Annotated in this window: 14 protein-coding genes; 1 reads left to right on the top strand and 13 read right to left on the bottom strand. The window is 49.3% G+C overall.

Translation table 11 applies throughout. The features are described 5' to 3' along the window. Window positions 1-24: 24 nt before the first annotated feature. The 11 genes from M3650_RS32335 to M3650_RS21725 form a co-directional block, all read right to left on the bottom strand. On the bottom strand, window positions 25-3,012 hold the full coding sequence (locus M3650_RS32335; RefSeq protein WP_483311776.1) for a type I polyketide synthase: 2,988 nt from the start codon (window positions 3,010-3,012) through the stop codon (window positions 25-27). Beyond that, complete coding sequence (locus M3650_RS21680; protein WP_251577695.1) at window positions 3,009-9,557, bottom strand: non-ribosomal peptide synthetase; 6,549 nt, start codon at window positions 9,555-9,557, stop codon at window positions 3,009-3,011. Before M3650_RS21680 ends, M3650_RS32335 begins: the two co-directional genes overlap by 4 nt. A gap of 30 nt (window positions 9,558-9,587) precedes the next feature. Then, window positions 9,588-12,956, bottom strand: coding sequence for a type I polyketide synthase (locus tag M3650_RS21685; RefSeq protein ID WP_251577696.1), 3,369 nt, complete (start codon window positions 12,954-12,956; stop codon window positions 9,588-9,590). Then, a complete protein-coding gene (locus tag M3650_RS21690) occupies window positions 12,957-14,678 on the bottom strand; it encodes a fatty acyl-AMP ligase (protein ID WP_251577697.1) in 1,722 nt (573 codons plus the stop codon). Between the two features lie 310 nt (window positions 14,679-14,988). After that, window positions 14,989-15,468: a hypothetical protein gene (locus tag M3650_RS21695; RefSeq protein WP_251577698.1), complete on the bottom strand. Its 480-nt coding sequence runs from the start codon at window positions 15,466-15,468 to the stop codon at window positions 14,989-14,991. A gap of 47 nt (window positions 15,469-15,515) precedes the next feature. After that, window positions 15,516-15,659: a GNAT family N-acetyltransferase gene (locus M3650_RS21700; RefSeq protein WP_251577700.1), complete on the bottom strand. Its 144-nt coding sequence runs from the start codon at window positions 15,657-15,659 to the stop codon at window positions 15,516-15,518. Between the two features lie 195 nt (window positions 15,660-15,854). After that, entirely contained in the window at window positions 15,855-17,402 is a 1,548-nt protein-coding gene (gene gntK / locus M3650_RS21705) for a gluconokinase (protein WP_251577702.1), read from the bottom strand. Window positions 17,403-17,450: 48 nt separating this feature from the next. Then, entirely contained in the window at window positions 17,451-18,812 is a 1,362-nt protein-coding gene (locus M3650_RS21710; RefSeq protein WP_251577704.1) for a GntT/GntP/DsdX family permease, read from the bottom strand. A gap of 116 nt (window positions 18,813-18,928) precedes the next feature. Beyond that, window positions 18,929-19,606, bottom strand: coding sequence for a GntR family transcriptional regulator (locus M3650_RS21715; protein WP_251577706.1), 678 nt, complete (start codon window positions 19,604-19,606; stop codon window positions 18,929-18,931). 109 nt (window positions 19,607-19,715) lie between these two features. Further along, a complete protein-coding gene (gene gnd, locus M3650_RS21720) occupies window positions 19,716-20,615 on the bottom strand; it encodes a phosphogluconate dehydrogenase (NAD(+)-dependent, decarboxylating) (RefSeq protein WP_251577708.1) in 900 nt (299 codons plus the stop codon). Window positions 20,616-20,795: 180 nt separating this feature from the next. Next, the gene (locus M3650_RS21725) at window positions 20,796-21,230 is read right to left on the bottom strand and encodes a GNAT family N-acetyltransferase (RefSeq protein WP_251577710.1); all 435 of its coding nucleotides are present in this window, start codon (window positions 21,228-21,230) and stop codon (window positions 20,796-20,798) included. 312 nt (window positions 21,231-21,542) lie between these two features. Between M3650_RS21725 and M3650_RS21730 the strand changes: the two genes are divergently transcribed. Continuing rightward, window positions 21,543-22,094 (top strand): hypothetical protein, encoded by a 552-nt coding sequence (locus tag M3650_RS21730; RefSeq protein ID WP_251577712.1) that lies wholly within the window; start codon window positions 21,543-21,545, stop codon window positions 22,092-22,094. 552 nt (window positions 22,095-22,646) lie between these two features. Here the strand turns inward: M3650_RS21730 and M3650_RS21735 are convergent. Next, complete coding sequence (locus M3650_RS21735; RefSeq protein WP_251577714.1) at window positions 22,647-23,651, bottom strand: oligopeptide/dipeptide ABC transporter ATP-binding protein; 1,005 nt, start codon at window positions 23,649-23,651, stop codon at window positions 22,647-22,649. Next, window positions 23,633-24,478 carry an ABC transporter ATP-binding protein gene (locus M3650_RS21740; RefSeq protein WP_251577716.1) on the bottom strand — a complete coding sequence of 282 codons (846 nt, stop codon included), beginning with the start codon at window positions 24,476-24,478 and terminating at the stop codon, window positions 23,633-23,635. The genes M3650_RS21735 and M3650_RS21740 overlap by 19 nt, the downstream gene beginning before the upstream one ends. Between the last annotated feature and the right edge of the window lie 23 nt (window positions 24,479-24,501).

Raw genomic sequence — 24,501 nt, forward strand, 5'->3', positions numbered from 1 at the left:
TACCCACCGTTCCGCCGAATTTTGTTAATGGAAGTTGCTTTCCAAATGCTCAATCATTTGCATCTCTATTTGCTCCGCAATCCCCTCAATGGTCGGGTAATTGAAAATCCTGTCGAACTGAATTTCAATTTCCGGGATCAGATTCCGCAGCCTGGAAATGAGTTGTGTCGCCAGCAAAGAATGGCCTCCCAATTCGAAAAAGTCATCCTTGATGCCGATCGGTCGAATCCCTAGAACCTGCTCCCATATGTCCACCAGATTTCCCTGCAAGCCATCAGCAGGTGGAACATATGCTGTCGACAGATGCGCCCTGTCCGCTGATGACCGCACAACTTCCGAATCGCCTGCCGCAGTGGCAAGCCCTTGTTCTTCAACCCATTCGCTGTCCTGCTTGCCGTCTATCCAGCACTGTCTTCCCTCAAACGGATACGTTGGCAGCGATACACGTCCTGGCAGCGCAGGATGAAGCTTCTCCCATTGGATATCCGCCCCGGATAACCAGCATGCAGACAAGCCCTTCAACAAGGCGGAAACATCGGACTCGTCTTCTTTGCTGTGCCTCATCATGTTGAGCACATTTCCCTTGAGCGATTCGATGCCATGCTGGTGAACAAGCTGGGTCAACGCTTTTCCGGGACCCACCTCCAGCCACATCAGATTTCCGCTCTGCCGCAATGTTTCGATCCCTGCGCTGAAGTTGACGGTCTCTCTGATATGATCGCTCCAATAACGAGTGTTCTTCACTTGCGCTTCTGTCATGTAATCTCCAGTAATATTGGATATGTAAGGAATGTGGGGAGCATGCAGCTTGTACTTCTGCATCACCTGCTCGAACGGCTCCAAGACGGGTGCCATTAGCGGACTGTGATACGCATGCGATACAGGCAGAAGCTTATGCCCGATTCCAGCCGTCTCCAATCGCGCCGCCAATCGGAGAATCGCTTCGCCGTCACCGGCGACCGTACAGGAACCGGGATTGTTAACGGCAGACAGATGAATGCCTTCATCCGCGAAGCCCCCGATCTCTCCGAAAGGGGCCGAGACAGCCAACATGGCTCCACCGGGGCTCTGCTGCATGAGCTCTCCTCTCTTCACGATAATTGCCAAAGCATCCTCCAGCGATATAACGCCTGCGATGCATGCGGCGACATATTCGCCGAGGCTGTGGCCGATCATCGCATGCGGTTCCAGACCCCAGTCCATTAAGCAGCGGGCAAGCGCATATTCTACAACAAAGAGAAGCGGCTGAGCGATGGCGGTCTGCTCCAGCAACGCTGCATTGGCTCCGCCGTCTTCCGACGATCCAAACAAAATAGGCGCCAAGTCCGTGCCAAGATGTTTATTCAGTTCGGCAAAGCACTTGTCCGCCCAGCGGCGGAACAAGGAGATGTGTTCATATAACCCGGCTGCCATGTTGATGTACTGGCTTCCTTGACCAGGGAACATAAATATAATCTTCGCCTTGCCTTTATCCGTTTTGTTCTTTCCAATTAATTTCAGTCCGCCGTCAACACCGGATAACGCAGCATAGCGGTACGGAAATGCTTGTCTGCCGACTTGAAGCGTATACGCGACATCCTCCATTGCCAATTCCGGATGCAACTGCAGGTGCCGGTGCAAAGCCGCGGCCATCGAATCGAGCGCCGTATCCGTGCGCGCAGACAACAGGAGCACCTGCTCCATCCGGGATTCCGCCTTCGGCGATGTTGGCGCCTCCTCCAAGATGAGATGCGCATTTGTGCCGCCGATCCCGAATGAGCTTACCCCGGCGCGGCGAGGGTGAGCCGCAGCGGCCCAGTCCGTCAAAGCTGTGTTGACATAAAAAGGACTCTCCTTAAAATCGATGGCCGGATTGGGCCTATGATAATGCAGGCTCGGGGGTATCTGCTTGTTATACAGCATCAACACCGACTTGATCAGCCCCGCAATGCCCGAGGCCGCGTTCAGATGGCCGATATTCGTCTTGACGGAGCCAATCGCGCAGTATTGCTTGGCGCCGGTATCTCCGAATGCTTCCTGCAGTGCCGCAATCTCGATGGGATCGCCCAATACCGTCCCTGTTCCGTGCGCCTCGATGTAACCGATCGTCCGCGGGTCTGCTTCCGCCATCATCATCGCTTCCGATACGACGCGCCGCTGCCCTTCGACGCTTGGGGCGGTATAACCCACCTTGGACGAACCGTCATTGTTAGCGGCGCTGCCTTTTATCAGGGCATAGATATGATCGCGATGTTCTAGGGCGTCCTCCAGACGCTTCAGCGCCACGATTCCCGCTCCGCTGCCGAATATCGTCCCTTTAGCTTCTGCGTCGAACGCTCTGCAGTGCCCGTCAGGGGAGAAAATCCCCCCTTCTTGGTACATATAGCCTTCCACTGCCGGAATACGCAGCGAGGCGCCGCCTGCCAAGGCCAGATCCGACTGGTACATCAGCAAGCTTTGACAGGCATAGTGAACGGCAACCAGCGAAGTGGAGCAAGCGGTCTGAAGAGTGACGCTTGTCCCGCGTAAATTCAGCTTGTAAGAGATTCTCGTGCTTAAATAATCGTTGCTGTTGGTCTGCAGCACCATTTGCAGCTCTTCCTCAGAAAAATCGTCCTTGCGTGATAAAATTTCATTCACTAAATAATTATTAAACCCGCATCCGGCAAACAAGCTGATCAGTCCTTCATATGCATCAGCTACGTATCCCGCATCCTCAAGCGCTTCCCATGCACACATCAACAGCAGGCGGTGCTGCGGATCCAGCATGTCTGCCTCCCGCTTGCTCATTCCAAAAAAAGGGTAATCAAACTTGCCGATATCGGTTAATACAGGGGCAGCTTTCACATAATTCGGAGCGTGAAGCTTATCCTCCCTTACGCCAGCCTCCCGCAGCATATCGTCAGTGAAAAAAGTGATTGATTCTTGGCCGTGCTTCAGGTTGTCCCAAAACTGCCCCACATGGCCGGCCCCGGGAAACCTCCCGCTCATCCCGATAATGGCAATCGTGTTCTCCGTTTCGCTCACCGTCACTTTCGCTCACCCTTTCGCCGTGATTTTTGTGCCTGCTGTGCCGCCCGCTGCTTGCTTTTCCTGTGTGCGGTTGTATGACGCTCCTCCTCCGCTTCGCCGCTTCCCTCCAAATAACGGGCCAACAAGTAAATCGTCGGATACTTAAACAAATCGACAACATGGATTTGACGCTGTAAAGCTTCTTCAAGATGCTGTTGGACGCGAATTAACAATAGTGAATGACCGCCTGCTTCGAAAAAGTTATCGTGAATCCCTACTTCTTTTACATTCAAATGGTGTTGCCACACCTCCGCAAGCTTCTGCTGCAGCGCCGTTTCCGGCATGGCAGTTGCTTGCTGCTCCTCTCTGTAGTTGAACGCATCCGGTTCCGGCAACCTTTCAACATCTATTTTCCCGTTGCGGGTCAGCGGAATCTGTGCCAATTCCATATATACCGCAGGCAGCATGTAATCCGGCAACTTTTCTCTCAGGTGCATCTGCAGACCGGAAGGATGAAACGGTTGTTGGGCCGGCACGACATACGCGATAATCCGGTTGTCCTGATGGACTTGGCACAGCATGAAGCAATCGGTTACAGATGGATGCTGCAATATGACCTGCTGAATTTCACGCAGTTGAATCCGATATCCGCGAACCTTGACGAGATCTCCTTGTCTGGCGATGAATTCAACGTTGCCGTCCGGCATATACCTGCCTAGGTCACTCGTTCTGTATATATAATCGTCTTCTGCAGAGGTATAAGGATTTTGCGCAAAAGAGGATGGATTGCCGTCCGCGTCCGCTGCTGTAAGATAGCCAGAAGCCAAATAAGGCGAGCGGATGCATATTTCTCCTGTTTCCCCAATCCCCTTCTGCCTAAGCTCGGAGTCCATTACGAGAAGCTGTGCTCCTTCTCTTCCTTTCCCAATCGGTATAAATGGCCCCAGAGGCTCTGGTATGGCATATATCCCCATAATTTGCGGCGTTTCCGTCGCTCCGTAACAATTAAAACAGCGGATTCGCGGTGCGATAGCACGCATATTTTCAATGTGGGATGGCACCAACACATCCCCGCCAAACAAGGCGTACCGCCAATCGCCGAGCACACGTCCGTTCCGTTCATGCCCGCTCCATCCTGCTATGACCATGCCCATCGCCGGCGTTAAATGCGAGACGGTAATCTTGTGGCGTGCCATCCATTGGTTAATATAGCTGGGAATGACCAGCTTGCTTCCATCTGGAATACAGACCGCGGCTCCGATGGACAAAGGAACGAAAATATCCCTTAATAATGGATCGTGGCCCAGACCGGAAAACATGCTGAATCGGTCCTGCGAATCAAGCCGGAATTCATTCACATACCAGCGAATAAAATTCGAGAGCGGTTCATGAGTGCATGGAATTCCTTTCGGAACGGCCGTCGTGCCCGAAGTGAACAAAATATAAGCCGTGTCGTGCAGGGAGATGCCGATCTGTGCCAGCTTCTCTGAAGATGAATCATCCGTATTCGTACAACCGGCAGTGCCATCGTAATGCATAGTAAAAGAAACCAGATTCGTTAAATCATCGTATAGGCTGGTTGGCTGCGCGTTCCCGGTGTCGAGGAATACAATACCATTCGCCGAAGAAACCTTGATCATCTCTGCCAAACGCCCGGATGGATGCGCCGGATCCAATACAATAAATACGGACCCGCTCTTAAGCACGGCGAGCAAGGCGACGATCAAGGAGACGCTTCGTTCCCCGCATACGGCAATAACCCCGCGTTTTTCATGCGTATGCTGAATCAAGTTCGAAGCCAGTTCATCGCTTAATCGATCCAGATCGCGGTACGTATATACGGCTTCGTCCCGGTCAATAACGGCGGCGGCTTCCGGACATCGTTCCGCCATGTTCGCAAACAAGACATGAATCGGTTTTAATAGATGGTCGTCTGCATGTTTTAACCGCAGGGCCGGATCAGGCAGAAGCGCATTGGAATTCTCTGTTAGGAGTGAATATTGCTCGATGGACCGTTCCGGATTTTCTACGACTTGATGGCATAGGCATTGGAATTGAGCCAGCATTTCCGCGGCCCTTTCCTCCCGGAACAGATCGGCTGCATACACCATTTCCAAATGAATGCCATCCGCATTCTCCTGCGCATATAGAGTTATATCGCATTTGGAATCATGCTCGTCCATGTCTACGATCTGCGCTGTCAATCCGCTGAACTCTGCCGTAACCGGCGGGATATTGAGCATGTTGAACATGACCTGGAACATGGATGAACGGCTGAGATCGCGGTCTGGCCGCAACGTTTCCACAAGCTTCTCAAAGGGCATGTCCTGATGCGCGTACGCGCCTATGGCCGTTTCACGAATCTGCATCAGCAAGCGGGTAAAGTCGGGCTCGCCGGATAGATCGGTACGCAGGAGCAGCGTATTGACAAACAGCCCCACGACTTTGTCCAGATTCTGCTGATTTCGACCCGCAATTGGCACGCCGACCGCAATATCGGACGCTCCGCTCAAGCGATATAACAGCAGATTGAAAATGGCGATTAACGTCATAAACAGCGTACAGTTGTGCCGCTGTCCCAGTGCCATTAACGGTTCGCTCAACGCCTGCGGGAGCTGCAAGCAAATACGCTTGCCGCGATAGCTTTGCACTGGTGATCTTGGATAATCGGACGGCAGAGTTAACGGCGGGATTGGTTTACGCAGCATCCCTGTCCAATATCGAAGCTGCTGCTGGTACGAATCGCTGTCCAACCAGCTTTGTTCCCAAAGTGCGTAATCGGAATACGCCAGTGGCGGATATGGCAGCTCCACACGCTTCTTCTCAACCTGGCCTGCGTATAACTGCCGCAGTTCGTTCATGATGATGCCCATGGACCAGCCGTCCGTCATGATGTGATGCAGAACCATCACCAAGTAATGGCGGTTGTCACCGGTATGCAGCAGCGTAATTCGGTATAAGTCGTTCGAAAAATAAATCGGGCGGCAGCATTCCGCATGCATCCATTGCCATGCGTCTTCCTCCGTGCAATCCTTAACCTCTAGCTGGAACGTCACATCAGCTCTGATGGCAGCAACGGGACTACCGTTCTCCAAATGAATAGTGGCCCGAAGGGAATCGTGTCTGCGAATAATTTCCTGTAAAGACAGCTGCAGCGCGTCCATATCCAAAGGTCCTTCCAGAGACAAGACGCCCGGAATCAAATAAGCGGTCTGGGCTTCGTCAAGCTTTTGCAGGAACCACATTCTCTGCTGCGCGCTCGTTAAAGGAACACGATAGTCACCAGTGCGATTCAAGGGGACGATTTCTTGCTGGGCCGCGCCGGTTCCCGCATCCTCCTGCAACAGTCGGATCTCATGCGCCATCTCACGCAGCACCGGCTTGGCAAAAACGGTGTGAATCGGCAATTCAATCGAAAACACGTCGTGAATGTTGGATATGAGCTGGGTCGCCAGTAATGAGTGCCCGCCGGCTTCGAAAAATTGATCGTCAACCCGCACCTGTTTTTTGGCCAACAGACGTTTCCACATTTCCATCAATATTTCTTCGACAAAATTGTTGCTATAGCTTCTCTCTTCCACAGCATCGTGCGCATGGTGTTCCAGAGAAGCCTGCAATGCTTTGCGGTCCACTTTTCCATTGGGCGTCAAAGGCATGTCGCCGATGACAATAAATCTGGAAGGGATGTAATGGCCCGGCATCCGTTCTTTCAAAAAGCTCCTTACACCCGTTTCATCCCACAAAACGTGTGGTTGCAGGACAATAAAAGCGGCAAGCGCCGCATGCTCGGGCAAGACCCCCGTGACAAGGACGGCATTGCCCGCGATTCCCGCGTGCTCCGACAAATGATGCTCGATTTCACCCAGGTGAATCCGGACCCCCCTGATCTTGACCTGATCGTCTTTTCTGCCTATAAACTGCAGGCTCCCGTCAGGCAGGCATCTGACCAAATCCCCTGTTTTGTACAAACGCTTTGCCTGAGGCTGTTCCGCGTCTGAATAAGCAATGAATTTCGCTTCCGTCATTTCCGCATTATTGTAGTACCCCCGGGCTAGGCCCACACCCCCGACATGGAGTTCTCCTATGGCGCCTGGGAGAGGATGCTGCAAGTACTCGTTGAACACGTGTATCTCTACATTGGGAATCGCTTCCCCCAGATCAATGACAGACTCCTGAGCGAAGCATTCCTTTACGCTAACCCAGACGGTAGCTTCAGAAGGTCCATAAGCGTTGAAAAATCGGCGGCCGGGAGCCCATCGTGCCACGATCTCTCTAGTGCACGCTTCACCGGCTGAGATGACGACTTGCAAATCCGGCAGGTTCACATCCGGTATAAGGGAAAGGACAGACGGCGGGAGCACCGCATGTGAGATCCGTTGTTCCTTCATCCATCGCACCATCGGCTTGCCGGGCAGCAGCGTTTCTGCAGCAGCCATACACAGCGTCCCCCCACTGCGGAAAGCCATGACGATTTCGAAAATCCACGCATCGAAGCTGAACGAAGCGAATTGAAGTATTTTACTTGTGTCATTTAAGTCAAAGTATCTTCTCTGCGCCTCGGCCATGTTCCAGATGCCACGGTGTTCGACAAGCACAGCCTTCGGTTTGCCTGTGGAGCCTGAAGTGAAAATGACATAAGCCAGATCGTGAATGCCGATGTTTTCCTTTACAGGCTGCACGCTTTGACAAGCGATTTCTTCTTCGTTCAGGTCCAGCAACACGAGTTCGACTCCATCCCCGAACGAATGGGGATCCACTGTCGAGGCGCTGATAATCGCCGCCATGTTGACCAGCTCCACCATATACGCTTTGCGCTGTGGCGGATAGGCGGGATCAATGGGAATGAAGACCGCACCCAGCTTTAACACGGCGAACACCGCTGCAATCATATCAGGAGAACGCTCCAAGCAGACCCCTGCAAAATCTCCTTTTTTCACGCCTCTTCGGGCTAACAACCGAGCAATTTGGTTGGCTCGTTGATCCAATTGACGATAGCTTACCGTTTCGTGCAGAAAAGTAATGGCGGCCGCTTCCGGCCGGTACTCTCCTTGATATTCAAGCAGATGATGCAGACAAATATGCGGTTCTGCCGCCGTTGGCAGCACGTGCTGTCCCTTCTGTCCATATGGGTTTTGATAGAACCTCAAATTTCCAATCCGTTCCTGCGGATTCCGTACGATGTGCTCCAACAAATCCGTAAATAGCCGAGCCATCGTTGCCATAAAGCTGTCGCTAAACAGCTTGGACCTGTACATAAAAGAACCGTGGATGAATGTTTCCGTCTCTTCCATCATAAGAACGAGCTCGAACTGCGTATCCGCCGTCTCAAGCGGAACAGGCTGCAGAATCATGGATCCCAGCTCTACCCGATCTTGATCGTTGCTGATGAACAGCGGGGATCGACGCCCCTCCGAGCTCTGTGCTCGCTCCATGACAAAGGCAACCTGGAAAATAGGTGAAACCCTTGCGTCGCGCTCTGGCTGCAATCGTTCAACAACCAGAGGAAATGGATAGTCCTGGTGCTCCATGGATTCGAGCACCTTCCGTTTGACCTCATCCGATAATTGCTGAAATGAGAGATCCCCTGAGCACTCGAGACGTATGGCAACGGTATTCACTAAATAGCCGAATATGTGTTCCAACCCGGCTTCGCTCCTGCCGGAAGCGAACGTGCCGATCACGAGATCTTCCTGCTCCGTGTACCGATACAGGAGTGCGGCGAAAGAGGCCAGCAGCAACGAATTTAACGTAATGCCGAGCTTTCTGCTTAATTGAATGATTTCCTGCGACAAGGATTCGCTGAATCTGAAGGTGCAGCTGCTTCCCCGATTGCCTTCTATCATCGCCCCGGGGTTGTCCGCAATAAGCGAACAGACAGGCAGCGGGCCCGCCAACGTTTTTTTCCAATATAACCAGTCATGCTCTGCACGAGCGCTTTTCAAATAACGGTCCTGCCATTCCACAAACGCACTATAGCTTCTCTCTTCGATATATGGGTGTCCCTCCGAGATTTCCTGCTGGTAACGGTCCATGAAATCACGCAGAAGAATAACGATGGACCATGCGTCTGTAATAATATGATGCAGAGACAGAAGAAGGCGGGGTGGACGCTTGGGAGCGCAGTACAAGTTGACACGGAACAGCGGTCCTTCATTTAATGAGAATGGCATCTTCAGATGTCTGGCGAACATGGCTTCCGCCTCTGGTCCCCATTCGTCCAGACGGTGCACCCGAAAGTCGACTTCGCAATCCGGCTTGACAATCCGCTTAATGTCTCCGTTTTCCATCATAAATGTGGTGCGAAGTGAACTATATGTATCGGACAGGCTCTGAAACGTTGCTTGCAGCTTGCGCTCATCTACCGGTGATAAAATATCCCATGCCGCTTGAATGTGGTAGGCACAATTGTCTGGATTGACATGCTGCAGCAACCAAAGCGCTTTTTGCCCATACGACACCATAGTATCTCGCTTCTCCGAGCGCTGCTGCAGCAGCTGTTGAATCAGCTTTTCTTTTTCCGCGCGGGATAAGCCAGCGACGACAATCGAATCATTCTTCATCTTCATTCTCCTGTCATTGACTTCCTGAAGTCGTAATCATTCAGATCCTTTTTGCGTTAAAAGCAGCAATAATCGATCCATGTCTTCGTCGGACAGCTCGCTCACATCGCGATCCATATCATCCGATGCTAGTAAATCGTCTATTTGCGAATGTTCCCCAGCATCCTGACATCGGGTATCCTGCAAAATCTCACTCATTTTTAGCGCAGCCTGCCGCGTTGTTGTTCCTTCCAGAAAATGAACGAGCGGCAGAGATACTTGGAACTCCTGCTCGATTTTGTGCTTAAGCTGCAGGGCCATAATGGAATCCATGCCAAGCATGACCAAGGGTTGGTCCATGGATAAGTCCGCAGCCGGAGTTATCTTCAATATGCTTGCAAAGAGGGTCTGTAAATGCTGTTCCAACAGCGGCAGAGCCTGTTCGCGCTCGTGAGCAACCTGTATGATTGACTGTACGGACAGTGCGGTATGGTGGCCGGCCAGGCTATCTTCCGTAACGGGAGGCGCTGCAATCGTCCCCTGAAGAGGCGCATCCGAATCGTCGATCCAGAATCTTTTTTTCTCCCAGGGATAGGTGGGAATGGAGACGCATTCACCTGCAGGTCCCATGTTCCCCCATTTCAACTCCACACCGTGCTGATACAGCTTGACAGCGGCCTGCAGCATGGACTCCCCGCCGTCACCCTTGCGCATGGAGAACAGCGCGAGCTTCGTCCTGCAATCCTCAAAGCATTCCTCTACATTTTGAATTAGCACTGGATGCGGTCCAACCTCCACAAATGCTTCGTACCCGTCCTGCTTCGCCTTGACCAGCGCATCCACAAACAAAACAGGCTTACGCATATTGTCCAACCAATGATCCGCATGAATTCGCAGACCGTTCTCTACCTGGCCTGTCACCGTCGAATAAATACGCAGATGTGCCAGCCGATGTCGAATTGATTTGACTTCGGAATGGAACCGATCGCATAAAGGCTCCATTTGTCTGCTGTGAAAAGCGAACGAGCTTGAAAGCGGGTAGGTTTTGACTGTATCGGGCAGATCCCGAATAAAGCGTTCCACTTCATATTTGTCTCCGGAGAGCGCGATAGACGTTGGTCCGTTAACGGCAGCTATACATAAGCTCGAATAGCTGTTGTCCGCCAGCCGCTGTTCAATATCAGCAAGCGGAATACGGACGAGTGCCATGGCTCCCTGTCCTTGGGTCGTCTGCATAAGCTTACTGCGCCAATATACAATCAGCAGCGCGTCTTCCAAGCTGAGCACGCCTGCCGTATAATGCGCGGCAATCTCACCCAAGCTGTGTCCGATCACGGCCTTCGGCTCAACCCCCCAGCTTTTCCACAAGGCTGCGAGGGATACCTGAACGGCGAAGACCAGCGGCTGCGCCGCATCGGTACGTTCGGACCAGGCATCAACTTGGTCACGGTGAATCTCGTCCCAGAGAGACCATCCCGCATAGTTGTCCCATATCGCATCGCATTCTAAAAACACGCGTTTAAACTCGCCTTCATGTTCAAGGAAATATCGCCCCATGCCTGGCCATTGGTTGCCTTGACCCGAGAAGACGAACACCATTTTGGACACATCGATGGTTCCGCAGCGTGCGTCGAGTCGTTCCAACTCCCCGATGAGCTCCGTACGATTACTGCCGATAGCGGCCCCGCGCCATGCACGATGCGTCCTTCTTCGTTGAGCTGTATAGCAAATATCGGTCAGCGGCATATCGGGATGTTCATGCAAATATTGCTTCGTGTCGGCTGCCAATCGGGCCAAAGCACTCTCGGTGTTGGCTGACAGAGGCAAGAAATACAGCTTCGGGTCTTCCCTCTTCTGTGGAACCGTCCCTACAGGGACATATTGTTGAAGCACGACATGGGCATTCGTTCCTCCGAAGCCAAAGGAGCTTACTCCGGCCAAAGCGGGTCTGCCGCCTGCCGGCCGTGTCGTTGATTGCCTCACCACTTGAAGCGGCAGATCTTGGAACGGGATATAAGGGTTGATTTGCTGAAAATGCAAATTAGGCACCCACTCCCTGTTTTTCAAGCAAAGCACTGTTTTTATAAATCCAGCAATTCCAGCCGCTGCCTCCAAATGTCCAAGATTGGTCTTTACGGAACCGATATAACACTTATCCAGCATGGAACGATTGGTTGACAGCACCCGCCCTATTGCTTGGACTTCAATCGGATCTCCCAAAGCGGTGCCCGTCCCGTGCGCCTCGATGTAGTCTATATGTTCCGCTTGAACACCGGCAATGCGGTAAGCCTCCTTCAGCACCTCTTCCTGAGCCTGTAAATTGGGAGCGGTCAATCCATTGCTCAAACCATCCTGATTGATAGCGCTGCCCCGTATAACGGCGTATATCTTATCTTGGTCACGAAGAGCGTCGGACAGCGGCTTCAATATGACGGCACCGGCTCCTTCCCCACGAACGTAACCGTCCGCCTGGGAATCAAATGTTTTGCATCTGCCGTCTGCCGAGAGCATACCTGCCTCTAAGAAAGCCTTGCTTATTCCAGGGTTTAATATCACATTCACTCCGCTGGCGATGGCCATGTCGGATTCACCTGTTCTCAGGCCTTGGCAAGCCAGATGAATGGCGACCAGCGAAGAAGAACACGCTGTATCCACAGCCAGGCTGGGACCGCGCAAGTTCCATATGTAAGAAATTCTGTTGGCAGCAATGCATTTGGAATTACCCGTTACTCTGTAAATACTGCTCTGCCCGAAATCCGATAGCTTGCTGTAGCCGTAATCGTTGCTGGAAATTCCCGCAAAAACCCCTGTCCTCGAGCCGCTTAAACGTTCGTTCGTCAGTCCCGCATCCTCAATCGCTTCCCATACCACTTCCAACAGCATCCGCTGCTGGGGGTCCATCTGCTCCGCTTCGCGCGGAGATATGTAAAAAGCCTCATTGTCAAACCGATCGATGTCGTCCACAAGACCGGCGTATCGCATTCCGTCCTGTGCAAAATGGACCGAGCGCTCTGCTGGTATTTCCGAAATGCAGTCCAATCCGCTGTGCAAATTGCTCCAATATTCGGTGATGTTTTTTGCTTTTGGGAACCGGCATCCCATTCCGATTACCGCAACACCATCCGCATGCTCCTGCACAGAACCTCCAGACCGGGTATAGCCACGTCTGTCTTCACCGCGGGAAGAATAATATTGGGCCACGGAATGAATGGATGGATAGTCCCAGAACAAGGTCGGATCGACAGCATGACTGACAAAGCTCTCCAATTCTCCAGACAAAGACACCAATTCCTTGGAATCGAGTCCGTAATATGAAAACGGAACCGACGCTTCTATTTCACTTGGCGAAAGCTGCTTCACAGCGCTGATTTTCTGTACGAACCAACTGCAAATGTCGTTGTAACGGCTGCTCTGTTCCCCGCTCATTCAATCACCCCACACGATTAAACTTCCGTTCAGATACATGTCTTTGCATTTGCGGCGTTGAATCTTGTTGCTGGATGTTTTCGGAATATTTAGAGGTTTAACAATTTTGATATCGTAGGTATGAAGCTGGAATTTTTCGATAATTTCTGCTTTAATATGACGGGTTATCTCTTTCAGACACATTTCCATGTCGAGCTGTTGCCGTTGAACGATTTGTTTGAATTCCCTATTCATTTCGCACAGCACGACAAGTTCCTCATTGCCTTGTACGTCAATTGAGAAAGCAGCCGTACTGGCGACATTGATTTCCGAATGACAACTTGCGGCAATTTCCTCGATATCATGTGGGTAATAATTTTGCCCGCGAATAATGATCAAATCTTTCAACCGCCCGGTAATGTACAACTCTCCATCGCAGATAAAGCCAAGATCGCCTGTCCGCAAAAAAGGGCCTTCTCCCGTATCTGACAGGCAAGCGGCAAACGTTTCTTTACTGCCTTCTGGAGCCCCCCAATACCCTTTGGCGACACTATCGCCTTTAATCCAAATCTCGCCCGCTTTCCCTGCCGCACATTCGATCATTGTGAGCGGGTCTACGATTATAATTTGCTGATACGACAAAATTTGCCCGCAGCCGACTTGTGCACGCGATGTATTGGGGGAACAATCCTCAATGACAATATCGTTGCTTTGTAGACCCTTTTCATCAATATGCAAAAACTTGGGAGCAGCTTCTCTTCCCCCAACCGTTACGCACAGTGTTCCTTCAGCCAAGCCGTAGCTGGGCAGCATAGCCTCTTCACGAAAACCGCATTCCCGAAAAGCATTGCAAAACTCCCGGATTGTGTCCGCTCGCACTGGTTCAGCCCCATTAAAGGCGTTCACCCAATGGCTCAAATTTAAATCGCTTTTATCTTCATCCGATATTTTTTGGACGCACAGCCGATAAGCGAAGTCCGGGCCGCCACTGAAAGTGACTCCATATTTGCTGATCGTCCGCAGCCAACGGATAGGTTTTTGCACAAAATCCAAAGGCGACATAATATAACAGCATCCGCCATTGTATATATTTTGCAAAACAACTCCAATAAGACCCATATCATGATAGATTGGCAGCCAAGTTGCCATAACGGTGTGATCCGAGTGTTGAAACCGTTGTTTCATCATCTCGAAATTGTGAAGTAAGTTGAGGTGACTCACCATTACCCCTTTGGGGGCACTGGTCGATCCGGACGTATATTGGAGAAAAGCAATTTGATCAGAGAGAATCGTGTCGACCTGCGGCATATATTCATAGTCGCTCTGTAATATCTCTTCAAGCTTGATCGAGTGGACGTTGCGCATCATCTCAGGAAGTTTTTCGGAATCTTGGAGGGATTGCACAATTACCAGAGCTGGCTTGGCATCGTTATAGATCGATGCGATCCGCTCCGCATTTCGTGATTTACTAGGAGGGTAGACCGGCACCGGAAGTGATTTTGCATACATGCATCCGAAAAAAGCAATGATGTAATCAATCCCGCTGGGCAGCAGAATCATGATTCTCTCGCCTTCCAAATTCAGAAGCTGAAAATAGGCGGCAAGTTTTTGGGATTGGCGGCACAATTCGCGATATGTGCAGCTGTCGCTCTCCACTTCCCCGTCTTTTAAATAAACAAACGCTTTTCTATCCGGGTGCTGATGCGCCATTTTTTCCAACACTTCCAGCAAATTTCGATACACTCTTATTCCTCCTACCTAGTTTTGGCTATTGCCAAATGCAGATACTTAAGAAGCAGAGTTATTGAATTGTTAATAGTATATCAAAGAATCTATCAAATACAATAATTTTCATATAATTATAATATTCAATAATTATTGACACTAATTATTGACACCATATTTTTATTGATCATGTTCGAGCGCTCCTTACCTTCCTCAATTTTATATTTAACAATATTAAACTTCGCGGAGCTATTCCATTACGCATAATGATAAAGAACTCCCCCATTTCGTTAGAGAAATGGAGGAGTCCGGTGGGTCTAGGGCGGTTTCAGGCCGTCGTGTACCATATATAAAGATAAACAATTTCCTCGGTATGCCCTAATAGTTGAAACAAATTCCAGTCATCAAAAATAACAACATTGTTGGAATCATTAGCAATTTCATGCTCGAGCTCAATATCTGCATTCATTTCATTCATCTTTTTTACAGCGGTTGTTCCGCTTATTTCTTCGAAAAGTCCGTTTTTCATCACATAATATACTGCCTTATAAAGGACATTGATTCTGTTATGTTCCACAAGAGTCTTATCCCATTCCCACTCTTCTTCTATATACTCAAGTCTTTCTAGAAGTAATATAAAGCCTTCTATAATGGTGTTAACATATCCCCTGTTCAACGATATAAAATAAGATGAAACTTCGCTCGCCGGGTCGATGTATGCTTGAATGCGGAATTCGTCTGCAAACAGAAACTCCTTTGTATGAAGATGATGTAGAATTGAAGTGATTTGCTCTCTATTTATGATCATATTCCCCCCCAATACATTAGCTCGCGGTCAGGTGGCGTGACCGGCGTTCAACTGTCTTCCAAGGTCCGAATTTTCGCCGGATAGTGCGTCCATATTTCAGGATGCTTAGAGTATTCATACAAATTCGGGATATGATCGAATTCGAGCGGAATCAGCTTGATGCGTTCACCTTGCAGTTCATGAAATTCCATACCTAACTCTCCCTATAAACAATTTGGATATGCAGCACTCGATCGGCTCGAACAACATATGTCATTTTATGTATTCGTGAAATTGTGGAATTCTCCTCTTTCAACAACTATCTTAACAACTCGAAAGGATGAAGAAAGAAATAAGACCCTGAATCACGACAAATTCGTCATTCAGGGTCTTCCCTCAAATATAGGTTACTCTTCAAACAGCTTCCGTTGGAATTGCGCGATCGCCTCATACTCCTCTTCCAGCTTGCGCGAGATCGAAATATAGATGGGCAGAAGCTCGTGGTACAATTCTGCGTTTTCCTTGATCGGCTTATGCTCGTGAATCGCCCCCACCATATCGGACACGATATGCAGCGAATCACTGCGGCCAATCGCGTATAGGCCGAGCACGACAGCGCCCAGACAGGAGCTTTCGTAGCTTTCAGGTACAACGACTTCCTGGTCGAAAATATCCGCCATCATTTGGCGCCATAATGCCGAGCGGGCGAAGCCGCCTGTGGCGTGAATTTTGCGCGGCCGTCCGATCTGCTCTTCCATTGCCAACAGCACCGTGTACAGGTTAAAAATGACTCCTTCCAGCACGGCGCGAATCATATGCTCTTTCCGATGGTGCATCGTCAGTCCGGAGAAGGAACCGCGCGCATCCGCATTCCACAGCGGCGCGCGTTCGCCGGTCAAATACGGGTGAAAGAGCAATCCATCTGCGCCCGGTCTTACCTGCTCTGCAATTTTCGTCAACAAATCATAGGAGTCCACCCCAAGACGCTTGGCTGTTTCCACTTCCGCGGCCGCGAACTCATCCCGCACCCAACGGAACAGCATGCCCCCGTTGTTGACGGGACCACCGATCACCCAATGCTTATCGGTCAAGGCGTAACAAAAAATTCTTCCTTTCGGGTCCGTGACCGGACGATCCACGACCGTGCGAACCGCTCCGCTCGTGCCAATGGTAGCCGCGACCACGCCGGGTTCGATCGCATTCACTCCCAAATTGGAGAGGACGCCGTCACTCGCTCCCACTATGAACGGCGTGGACACCGCCAAGCCCATCTCTTCTGCATATGACGCATCCAACCCCTGTACCTGATGCGTCGTCGGGACGAGCTTAGACAGCTGATTACGGGTAATCCCGGCAATTCGCAGCGCCTCTTCATCCCAATCCAGATCCCTTAAATTCAACATGCCGGTCGCTGAAGCGATCGAGTAATCCACCACGTACTCGTTGAAGAGCTTGGCGAACACATACTCTTTAACCGAGATGAATTTATTAGTCTTTTGAAAAATCTCAGGCTCCTCATCGCGCATCCACATCAATTTCGTAATCGGGGACATCGGATGAATCGGCGTCCCTGTCCGCAGGTATAGCTCATGCCCGTTCATGTCCCGCTTCAACCGCGCGGCATGTTCGCTGCTGCGGTTATCCGCCCACGTCATGCATGGCGTAAGCGGCTTGCCTGCGGCATTAATAGCAATGACACTATGCATCGCCGAACTGAAGGCGACGAACAGGATGTCCTCACGCCGAACTTCGCTGTGCGCCATCACTTGCTTGACCGATTGGATGACCGCTTGGAAGATATGCTCCGGATCCTGCTCCGCAATCGTCGAATTAGGCGTATATAAAGGATACCCCTCGCTCCCCTTGGCTACGACCTGTCCGTTCTCTTCGAACAGAACAGCCTTGGTGCTCGTTGTTCCGATATCGATACCGATCATGTACTTTTTCATGCTCATTGGTAAACCTTCTTTCTCGAAATCCTGCTTGCCATAATCCTGATTCACTTACACTGCTGTACTGAGGAGAAGTATAAAAATCAATCCTACAACTGATAGCAGCGTCTCCATCACCGTCCATGATTTCAATGTCTGAGGCACGGACATATTGAAGAACTCCTTCACCATCCAGAAGCCAGCATCATTGACATGGGACAGCACAATCGAGCCTGCACCTGTCGCTAACACGACAAGCTCTATATTCGCACCAGGATTCATCGCAAGGACAGGTGCCACAATTCCTGCGGCTGTCGTCATGGCCACGGTTGCAGATCCAGTGGCGACCCGAATCAATGCAGCTACAAACCAGGCGAACAAAATAATATTCACATTGGCTTGTGTCGCAATTTCGGCAATCGCTCCCCCTACACCGCTATTAATCAACACTTGCTTGAAGGCTCCGCCCCCGCCAATGATGAGAATAATCGTGGCAGTGGGCGCTAAGCACTCACTTGTAAAGCGGGATACTTCTTCTTTCGTAAATCCTCTCGCAAAACCGAGTGAGAAGAACGAGAATACAACCGCAATCAACAGCGCTATAATTTCGTGCCCGATAAATTCGCAAAATACAGTGATGCTGCTAGTTGCTTCTGGATCCGCGATATCTGCCACCGAACCAACTAGCATTAAGATGACCGGCAGCAAAATCGTAAACAAGGTGATGCCAAAGCCCGGAAGCTTACGATCGCTCTGCAGCGCAAATTGTTCAGCCAATTTGGCCGGTGGTTCCACCTGAATGCGCTTACCAATGAACTTGCCGAATACAGGACCGGCAATAATTGCGGTTGGCAAGCCAATCAAAAGAGAATACAGAATCGTTTTCCCGAGATCCGCCTGATAGGCATCAATCGCAATCATCGGTGCCGGATGCGGCGGGACAAGTCCATGCACCGTCGAAAGTCCAGCTAAAATAGGAATCCCAATTTGCAAGAGCGGCATTTTTGTTTTACGTGCCACAGTGAACACGATTGGAATCAAGAGGATAAGACCCACTTCGAAGAACACCGGAATCCCTACGATAAAGCCAACGATCATCATCGCCCAATGAACTCGCTTCTCTCCGAACTTATCTACCAAGGTAGAAGCGATTTGCTCCGCGCCTCCGGATTCTGCCATCATCTTGCCAAGCATCGTTCCGAGAGCGATGACGATCGCGATTGTCCCAAGTGTACCGCCTAGACCGCCTGTAATCGAGCTCACCACATCAAGCGGCTTCATCCCTGCAAGCAATCCCAGCATCAAAGCTGAAAGGAGCAGTGTGACAAAAGGATTCCATTTATATTTAGCAATAAACACAACCAGAAATACAATTGCAATCAATGTCCAAATGAGCAACGTTACATTGTGACTGAGACCAAAAATACTGCTCATATATAAATCCTCCCTACGATTCTGACTCTTCTATAATTCCCCTTAGTATTTCCATTCCACATATTGTATACTTGTCGACAACTTTAAGCGAAAAGAAAATGCTCCTCTCGTTTTCCTTAAAATTGAGGCAAGCTCGTATGCAGTGTCTGGCGCGAATCCGAAAAATATTCCCGAACTACGTTCTGTATCGTGTCGGCGTTCTTGGATTCCAGCCCTTTCACAATCGTACGATGCTTATTAATGACAGAGCTGAGCTTCTGCTCTCCCTTGGAAAATACCTCTTCGGTTGTAATCAACATGACCGTCATGACGATGTGGCGGATGCTTGTCCATAGATGAAAAATTCTTTTATGTTCCGCCGCTGCCACAATCGCTTCATGAAAGGAAAAATCCTGATAGGCGAAATCGACAACATCGTTATATTTGACTGCTAATTCCATTTTATCGATAATTTGATTGCATTTTACAATTAACTTTTCTTGGTTGCCATGGGCCAGACGCTGCTGAACAAAGCTTTCGATGAGAAAGCGGACATCATACAATTCCTCGATATCCTTTGAGCTCAAACCCAAGACTACCGCTCCCATCCGTTCTAACCGGATCAGACCTTCGTTCGATAGCGTTTTCAACGCTTCCCTCACCGGAGATCTGCTCGTGCCGAAGTCGGCGGCCACTCGATTTTCAGAGATGACCTCACCCGGTTTGATCGTTCCATTTATAATTTGCAATCGTAATTTACAAGCAATCGATTCCCCAAGGGAAATTCCCTGCAGCCATGCGGATGGATAATGCATAAAGGTTCAACTCTCCTAATGAATGGTAGTTCGCCCGTTAAGGTGACAGTTAGACTCATTCTATCACATTCTCTTGACGATTCCATCAGGATGAGGAGTTGTTGCGCCCTCAGTTGTTCTTAACTACCCCATGACCGCCAAATTCATTCCGCAGCGCAGCGACGATCTTGCCATGGAACGTATCGGCTTCAAGTGAACGATATCTCATGAACAAAGACATCGCGATGACCGGTGCACTCGCTTGCAAATCCAAGGCCGTCTCCACGGTCCATTTCCCTTCGCCGGAGCTCTGCATGACACCGCAAATCCCTTCTAGCTTCGGATCTTTCGAGAATGCATTTTGTGTCAGCTCCATTAACCAGCTGCGAATAACGGAACCATTCGACCATACACGCGCCACATCTTCATAGTTATAATCAAAATCGCTCTTGTCCAGCAGTTCAAACCCTTCAGCGATCGACTGCATCATGCCATACTCAATGCCATTGTGAATCATTTTCAGAAAATGACCGCTGCCGCTCTTACCGGCGTACAAATATCCTTGTTTAACGGCGATATCTCGGAACAAAGGCTCAATCGATGCAAAAGCTTCCTGATTCCCGCCAATCATAAAGCAGCCGCCCTGTGCCGCGCCCTCGGTTCCGCCCGATGTCCCGACATCGAAGAAATGAATCCCATGTGCGTGCAGCTTCTCGCCCCGCGCCAACGATTGTTTATAATGAGAATTGCCCCCGTCAATAACGATATCCCCTTGCGACAGGAGCGGAATGAGCGTGTCGATTACACCATCCACGATCTCGCCTGCAGGCACCATCATCCAGACTACTTTAGGGGATGCCAAGTTCGAAACCAGATCCTCGATAGAACCCGCAGGTACTGCCCCCTGCCCTGCCAATTGCTGCCTTGGCTCTGTATTCACATCATATACGACTACCTCGTGCTGATGACGAAGCATATTTTCAACCAGATTATATCCCATCTTGCCAAGACCAATCATGCCTAACTTCATGCTATCTTCACTCCTCTTAAAAGACTACAAGTATACTTGTATACAACTTTGTTGTTTTTATATTACTTCTTTCCCTCGCATCTGTAAAGAAGAAATTTGAAAGCGCTATTTTCAACATTTTGTTCTTGTCATATATGAGGGGAAGACAATGAAGACAAGCTCACTGCCTACCCCGGCGCTTTATCTGCATTTATTCATTTGCTTTTTCAGAAAGTATCTGTTTTGGTTTTTTACGGGCACATCTTTAAGTTCCCCAAACTGCTCATATCCGTTTTTCAGATAGAAACCCGGCGCTTGAAAACCAAACGTATCCAAATGTATCGTGTCTACTGCACGTTGTGCGGCTATCTCTTCTATTTTTTTCAGCAGATTCGTTCCGAGTCCGCTGCCGCGCAATCTTTCATCAACACATAAAATCTCGATAAAGATACTTTGTCCGTATCTATAGCTTAGCAAACCGCCGACAATCTCATTGTTTTGTGCTTTCAGAACCAAATTAATTGGCTCGAAATCCGCATCCACACTCTTCGTATTATACGAGTATAAATGATTCCTTACTTGCTCCAACTCTTCCTCATCACTTGTCATTTCCAATCGCACATTGTTTTTATTCATTCCTTCGGCACCTTCTCCATTTCAACTTGTATCATATTTTATTATAGACTCGTAGTCATAAGTAATTGTACTAAAACTTCTTTCTCCCGCATCTGTAAAGAAAAAATTTGTAAGCGCTATTTATGTCCTGCTCCTTTTTTTGCAGAAAAGCAAGCTGGAGTTTTATGCCTTTACTTCTGTTATAATGCGTAGATAATTCTGTACTTTATTACTAAATAACTACATTTATTACTTTTATTATTGCACAATACACAAAGGTGTTATAGAGTAATTTATGAGAGTTTAATATATTTTGGTAATGGAAGAATAAATATGAACTTATTAGCAAGGAAAGATTGGAAGGTTCTCGTAGCATCTCTGACATGCGCTCTAGTTGTTTCTCTAACGCTTTTCAGTCCGTTTGCCTCTGCTCAAACGATTAGTGAACAAACATCAACGGCCCAAGTAGCATCTGACCTGAAATTCATTTTTGAACAGGCATCTGTGGTTAAAAATGGTAAGTATGTATTTAATGAGCAAAAAGCAGCTCAGAAATTCGGACTCGAGAACGTTGCAACAATCTCGGCATTTGTTAAGCTTGCTAATGGTGATCAATTAACAGCAGATGAGTTACATGGAGTGCCTAATCCAGAAGAAGGAGATTTCTCCACAGCTTCATGGGGATCTTGTGTTGCTGACCAAATTATTGACTTTACAGGAATCGGCTTTTTAACTGGTGGAATGACAGAAATGATTCAAAAGAAACTGTGGAGTAAGTTAGCTGTTGAAATCATCAAAATCGTTGGAAAAAATGCAATTAAAGGTGGAGCTGTAGGACTTGCTGCAAGTTTGGCCTGGTTTAGTGTCCGCTGCATAGGACAGTAAAGGAACGATTCGAAGGGAATGGTGTTGCATGAATAGTATTAGATACATATCACTTTTTGTGATATCTCTGATTTTACAGCTTATAATGTTCTTAGGCATAAAAAGTGACTCGGGTGTAACTATACTAGACATGTTGGTTATGTCCCTTTTGTTCAGTGCATTTATGTTTATTATAGACAAGATCACAGACAGAAAAAAGAAGGAATGATGGAAGCACTGCGGGAGCCTTGAGTTTGAGTAAATGAGTTTCCGGATTGGCAAAACTATCGGAATCAAAAAACAGCTTGTCCTTCTTCAAAGGGCAGGCTGTTTTCGCTCCAACCGCAATTTTCTCTGCTCGTTCTTCCGATAATAGGAACTGCACTGATGTCAATCTGCTTCAAGTATGTCATCAATGCAGGACTCATCCTTATTTTGCTTGTCCCCCCCCTCACCTTACAAACTTCCTAGTAACCAATAAACCGAGCTCCCTCCTGATATCGTTTCGTGTCCACAACATGTTAATGATATACAGCTCCGTAGGACTTCAATGCGTTTACATCAATTTTTTCATTATAAATCGCTCGTGTCGTCAAGCTCGTGGCAGGCGGCATAATGCCCCCGTTCCCTCAGCTTTAACTGCGGTCTGACCGTCCTGCACAACGGTGTGCCGAATGGACAACGGTTATAAAAACTGCAACCGCCCTCCGCAGATGTTGCTTTGTCGTCCTTCTCTGTCTCCGTTTCTTTCCATTGATGGCGTTTGAGAGGGTTCGCAATAAGTATGGAGGAAAGCAGCAGCTTCGTATACGGATGATGATCGATGACGGACATTTGGGAGCTGTCGAATATTTCGACAATGGCTCCTCTATACATGACAGCAATCCGGTCGCACAATGATTGGACAGCGAGCAGATCGTGGGAAATAAACAGATAGGATAAAGCACGCTGATCCCGCAGTCTTGCCAGTAGCGTCAAAATTTGTGTCTGCATGGGGGCGTCGAGACTGGACAGCGGTTCGTCGCACACAACTAACGAGGGCTTACAGACCAGTGCCCTGGCTATATTGACCCTCTGATTCTGGCCTCCGCTTAATTCGCTCGGATAGCGTGACGCTAGCTTTGGATCCAAGCCGACATCCTTGATAAGCTCTTGAACCAGGATATCGCGCTCGGAGCGAGAGCCTAGACCAAAATTTCGGAGCGGCTCTCGAATGGCTTGCTCTACCGTTTGATAAGGGCTCAGACTGGATACCGGATCCTGAAAGATCATCTGAATATGCTGCCTGAAGCCTTTCAACCGTTTGCCTCGCAGTTCCGTGATGTCTTCCCCATTCCACAGCAGTTGCCCAGCTGTAGGCGTGTCCATCCGACAAATCAATCTAGCTAGCGTGCTCTTCCCGCTGCCACTTTCTCCGACGAGCCCGAATGCTTCACCTTTGCCAATAGTAAACGAGACGCCATCAAGAGCGGGAGGTGACGAGCGTCGGCGCTTCTGCTTCAGGCCTAGATTTATCGACTCCGTTATAGTGGGTGTCCCGTAATGTTTTAACAATCCGTTCACTTGCAGCAATTCCATTCGTATGTCATCTCCTTATTACTCTCTCCCCTAACATTGCGCAGTAATTTTTTTGTGTATGGATGATGCGGATCTTGAAAAAGATCCAATGTTTTTCGATGTTCGACTATAATTCCCGCATGTATAACTGCCACCTCATCAGCCATTTGAGCCGCTATACTGAGATCATGTGTAATGAGTAGAATAGAGGTGTTCCAACGTTTCTTCAATTGCAGCAGCCTGGACATAACTTGTGCCTGAACGGTAACATCAAGAGAGGTCGTTGGCTCATCGGCGATTAGCAGCCTTGGCTTTAAGCTCAGCGCCATGGCGATCATGACACGCTGCAGCATTCCACCGCTCAACTGGTATGGGAATCGATTCATCGTTTCCTGTGGACGGGCAAAACCGACTTCCCGCAAGCAGTCCAATGTACGCTCATCCGCCTCCACTCTTGATAGTTTCACATGACTGCGGATAGTCTCCGCACACTGAACGCCAATCTTGATGACGGGGTTCAAGCTGCGCGATGGATTCTGAAAAATCATCCCCATCTGCTTGCCGCGGATACGGGTTAACTGTTGTTCTGACAGCGAGAGCAAGTCTTCCCCATCCAGAAGAACCTGACCGTTCGTAATCTTGCCCGGTGGGTCGATCAACTTTAGCAGGGAGAGCGCTATAGCACTCTTTCCGCTGCCGCTTTCTCCCACAATACACAGTACACGACCGCTTCCCATTTCAAAGCTGGCATCCTTAACTGCATGCACCATCCCGCGCCGATTTTCGTATATAACATTCAATTGAGTTACTCGCAGCAAGGTGTTGGCATCGTTTTCTCTTATCGTCATATCCATCCTCCAAAACGCCGATA

Source organism: Paenibacillus sp. MER TA 81-3 (assembly GCF_023713585.1).
In the GTDB taxonomy this organism is placed as follows: domain Bacteria; phylum Bacillota; class Bacilli; order Paenibacillales; family Paenibacillaceae; genus Paenibacillus_B; species Paenibacillus_B profundus.

Bases quoted from the DNA above. Each gene is read 5' to 3' on its own strand.
- M3650_RS21730 (WP_251577712.1), top strand. From the start codon at position 21,543: ATGAACTTATTAGCAAGGAAAGATTGGAAGGTTCTCGTAGCATCTCTG.
- M3650_RS21715 (WP_251577706.1), bottom strand. From the start codon at position 19,606: ATGCATTATCCATCCGCATGGCTGCAGGGAATTTCCCTTGGGGAATCG.
- M3650_RS21735 (WP_251577714.1), bottom strand. From the start codon at position 23,651: ATGGAATTGCTGCAAGTGAACGGATTGTTAAAACATTACGGGACACCC.
- M3650_RS21685 (WP_251577696.1), bottom strand. From the start codon at position 12,956: ATGAGCGGGGAACAGAGCAGCCGTTACAACGACATTTGCAGTTGGTTC.
- M3650_RS21700 (WP_251577700.1), bottom strand. From the start codon at position 15,659: ATGGAATTTCATGAACTGCAAGGTGAACGCATCAAGCTGATTCCGCTC.
- M3650_RS21725 (WP_251577710.1), bottom strand. From the start codon at position 21,230: ATGAATAAAAACAATGTGCGATTGGAAATGACAAGTGATGAGGAAGAG.
- M3650_RS21740 (WP_251577716.1), bottom strand. From the start codon at position 24,478: ATGACGATAAGAGAAAACGATGCCAACACCTTGCTGCGAGTAACTCAA.
- M3650_RS21680 (WP_251577695.1), bottom strand. From the start codon at position 9,557: ATGAAGATGAAGAATGATTCGATTGTCGTCGCTGGCTTATCCCGCGCG.
- M3650_RS21710 (WP_251577704.1), bottom strand. From the start codon at position 18,812: ATGAGCAGTATTTTTGGTCTCAGTCACAATGTAACGTTGCTCATTTGG.
- gnd (WP_251577708.1), bottom strand. From the start codon at position 20,615: ATGAAGTTAGGCATGATTGGTCTTGGCAAGATGGGATATAATCTGGTT.
- gntK (WP_251577702.1), bottom strand. From the start codon at position 17,402: ATGAGCATGAAAAAGTACATGATCGGTATCGATATCGGAACAACGAGC.
- M3650_RS21695 (WP_251577698.1), bottom strand. From the start codon at position 15,468: ATGATCATAAATAGAGAGCAAATCACTTCAATTCTACATCATCTTCAT.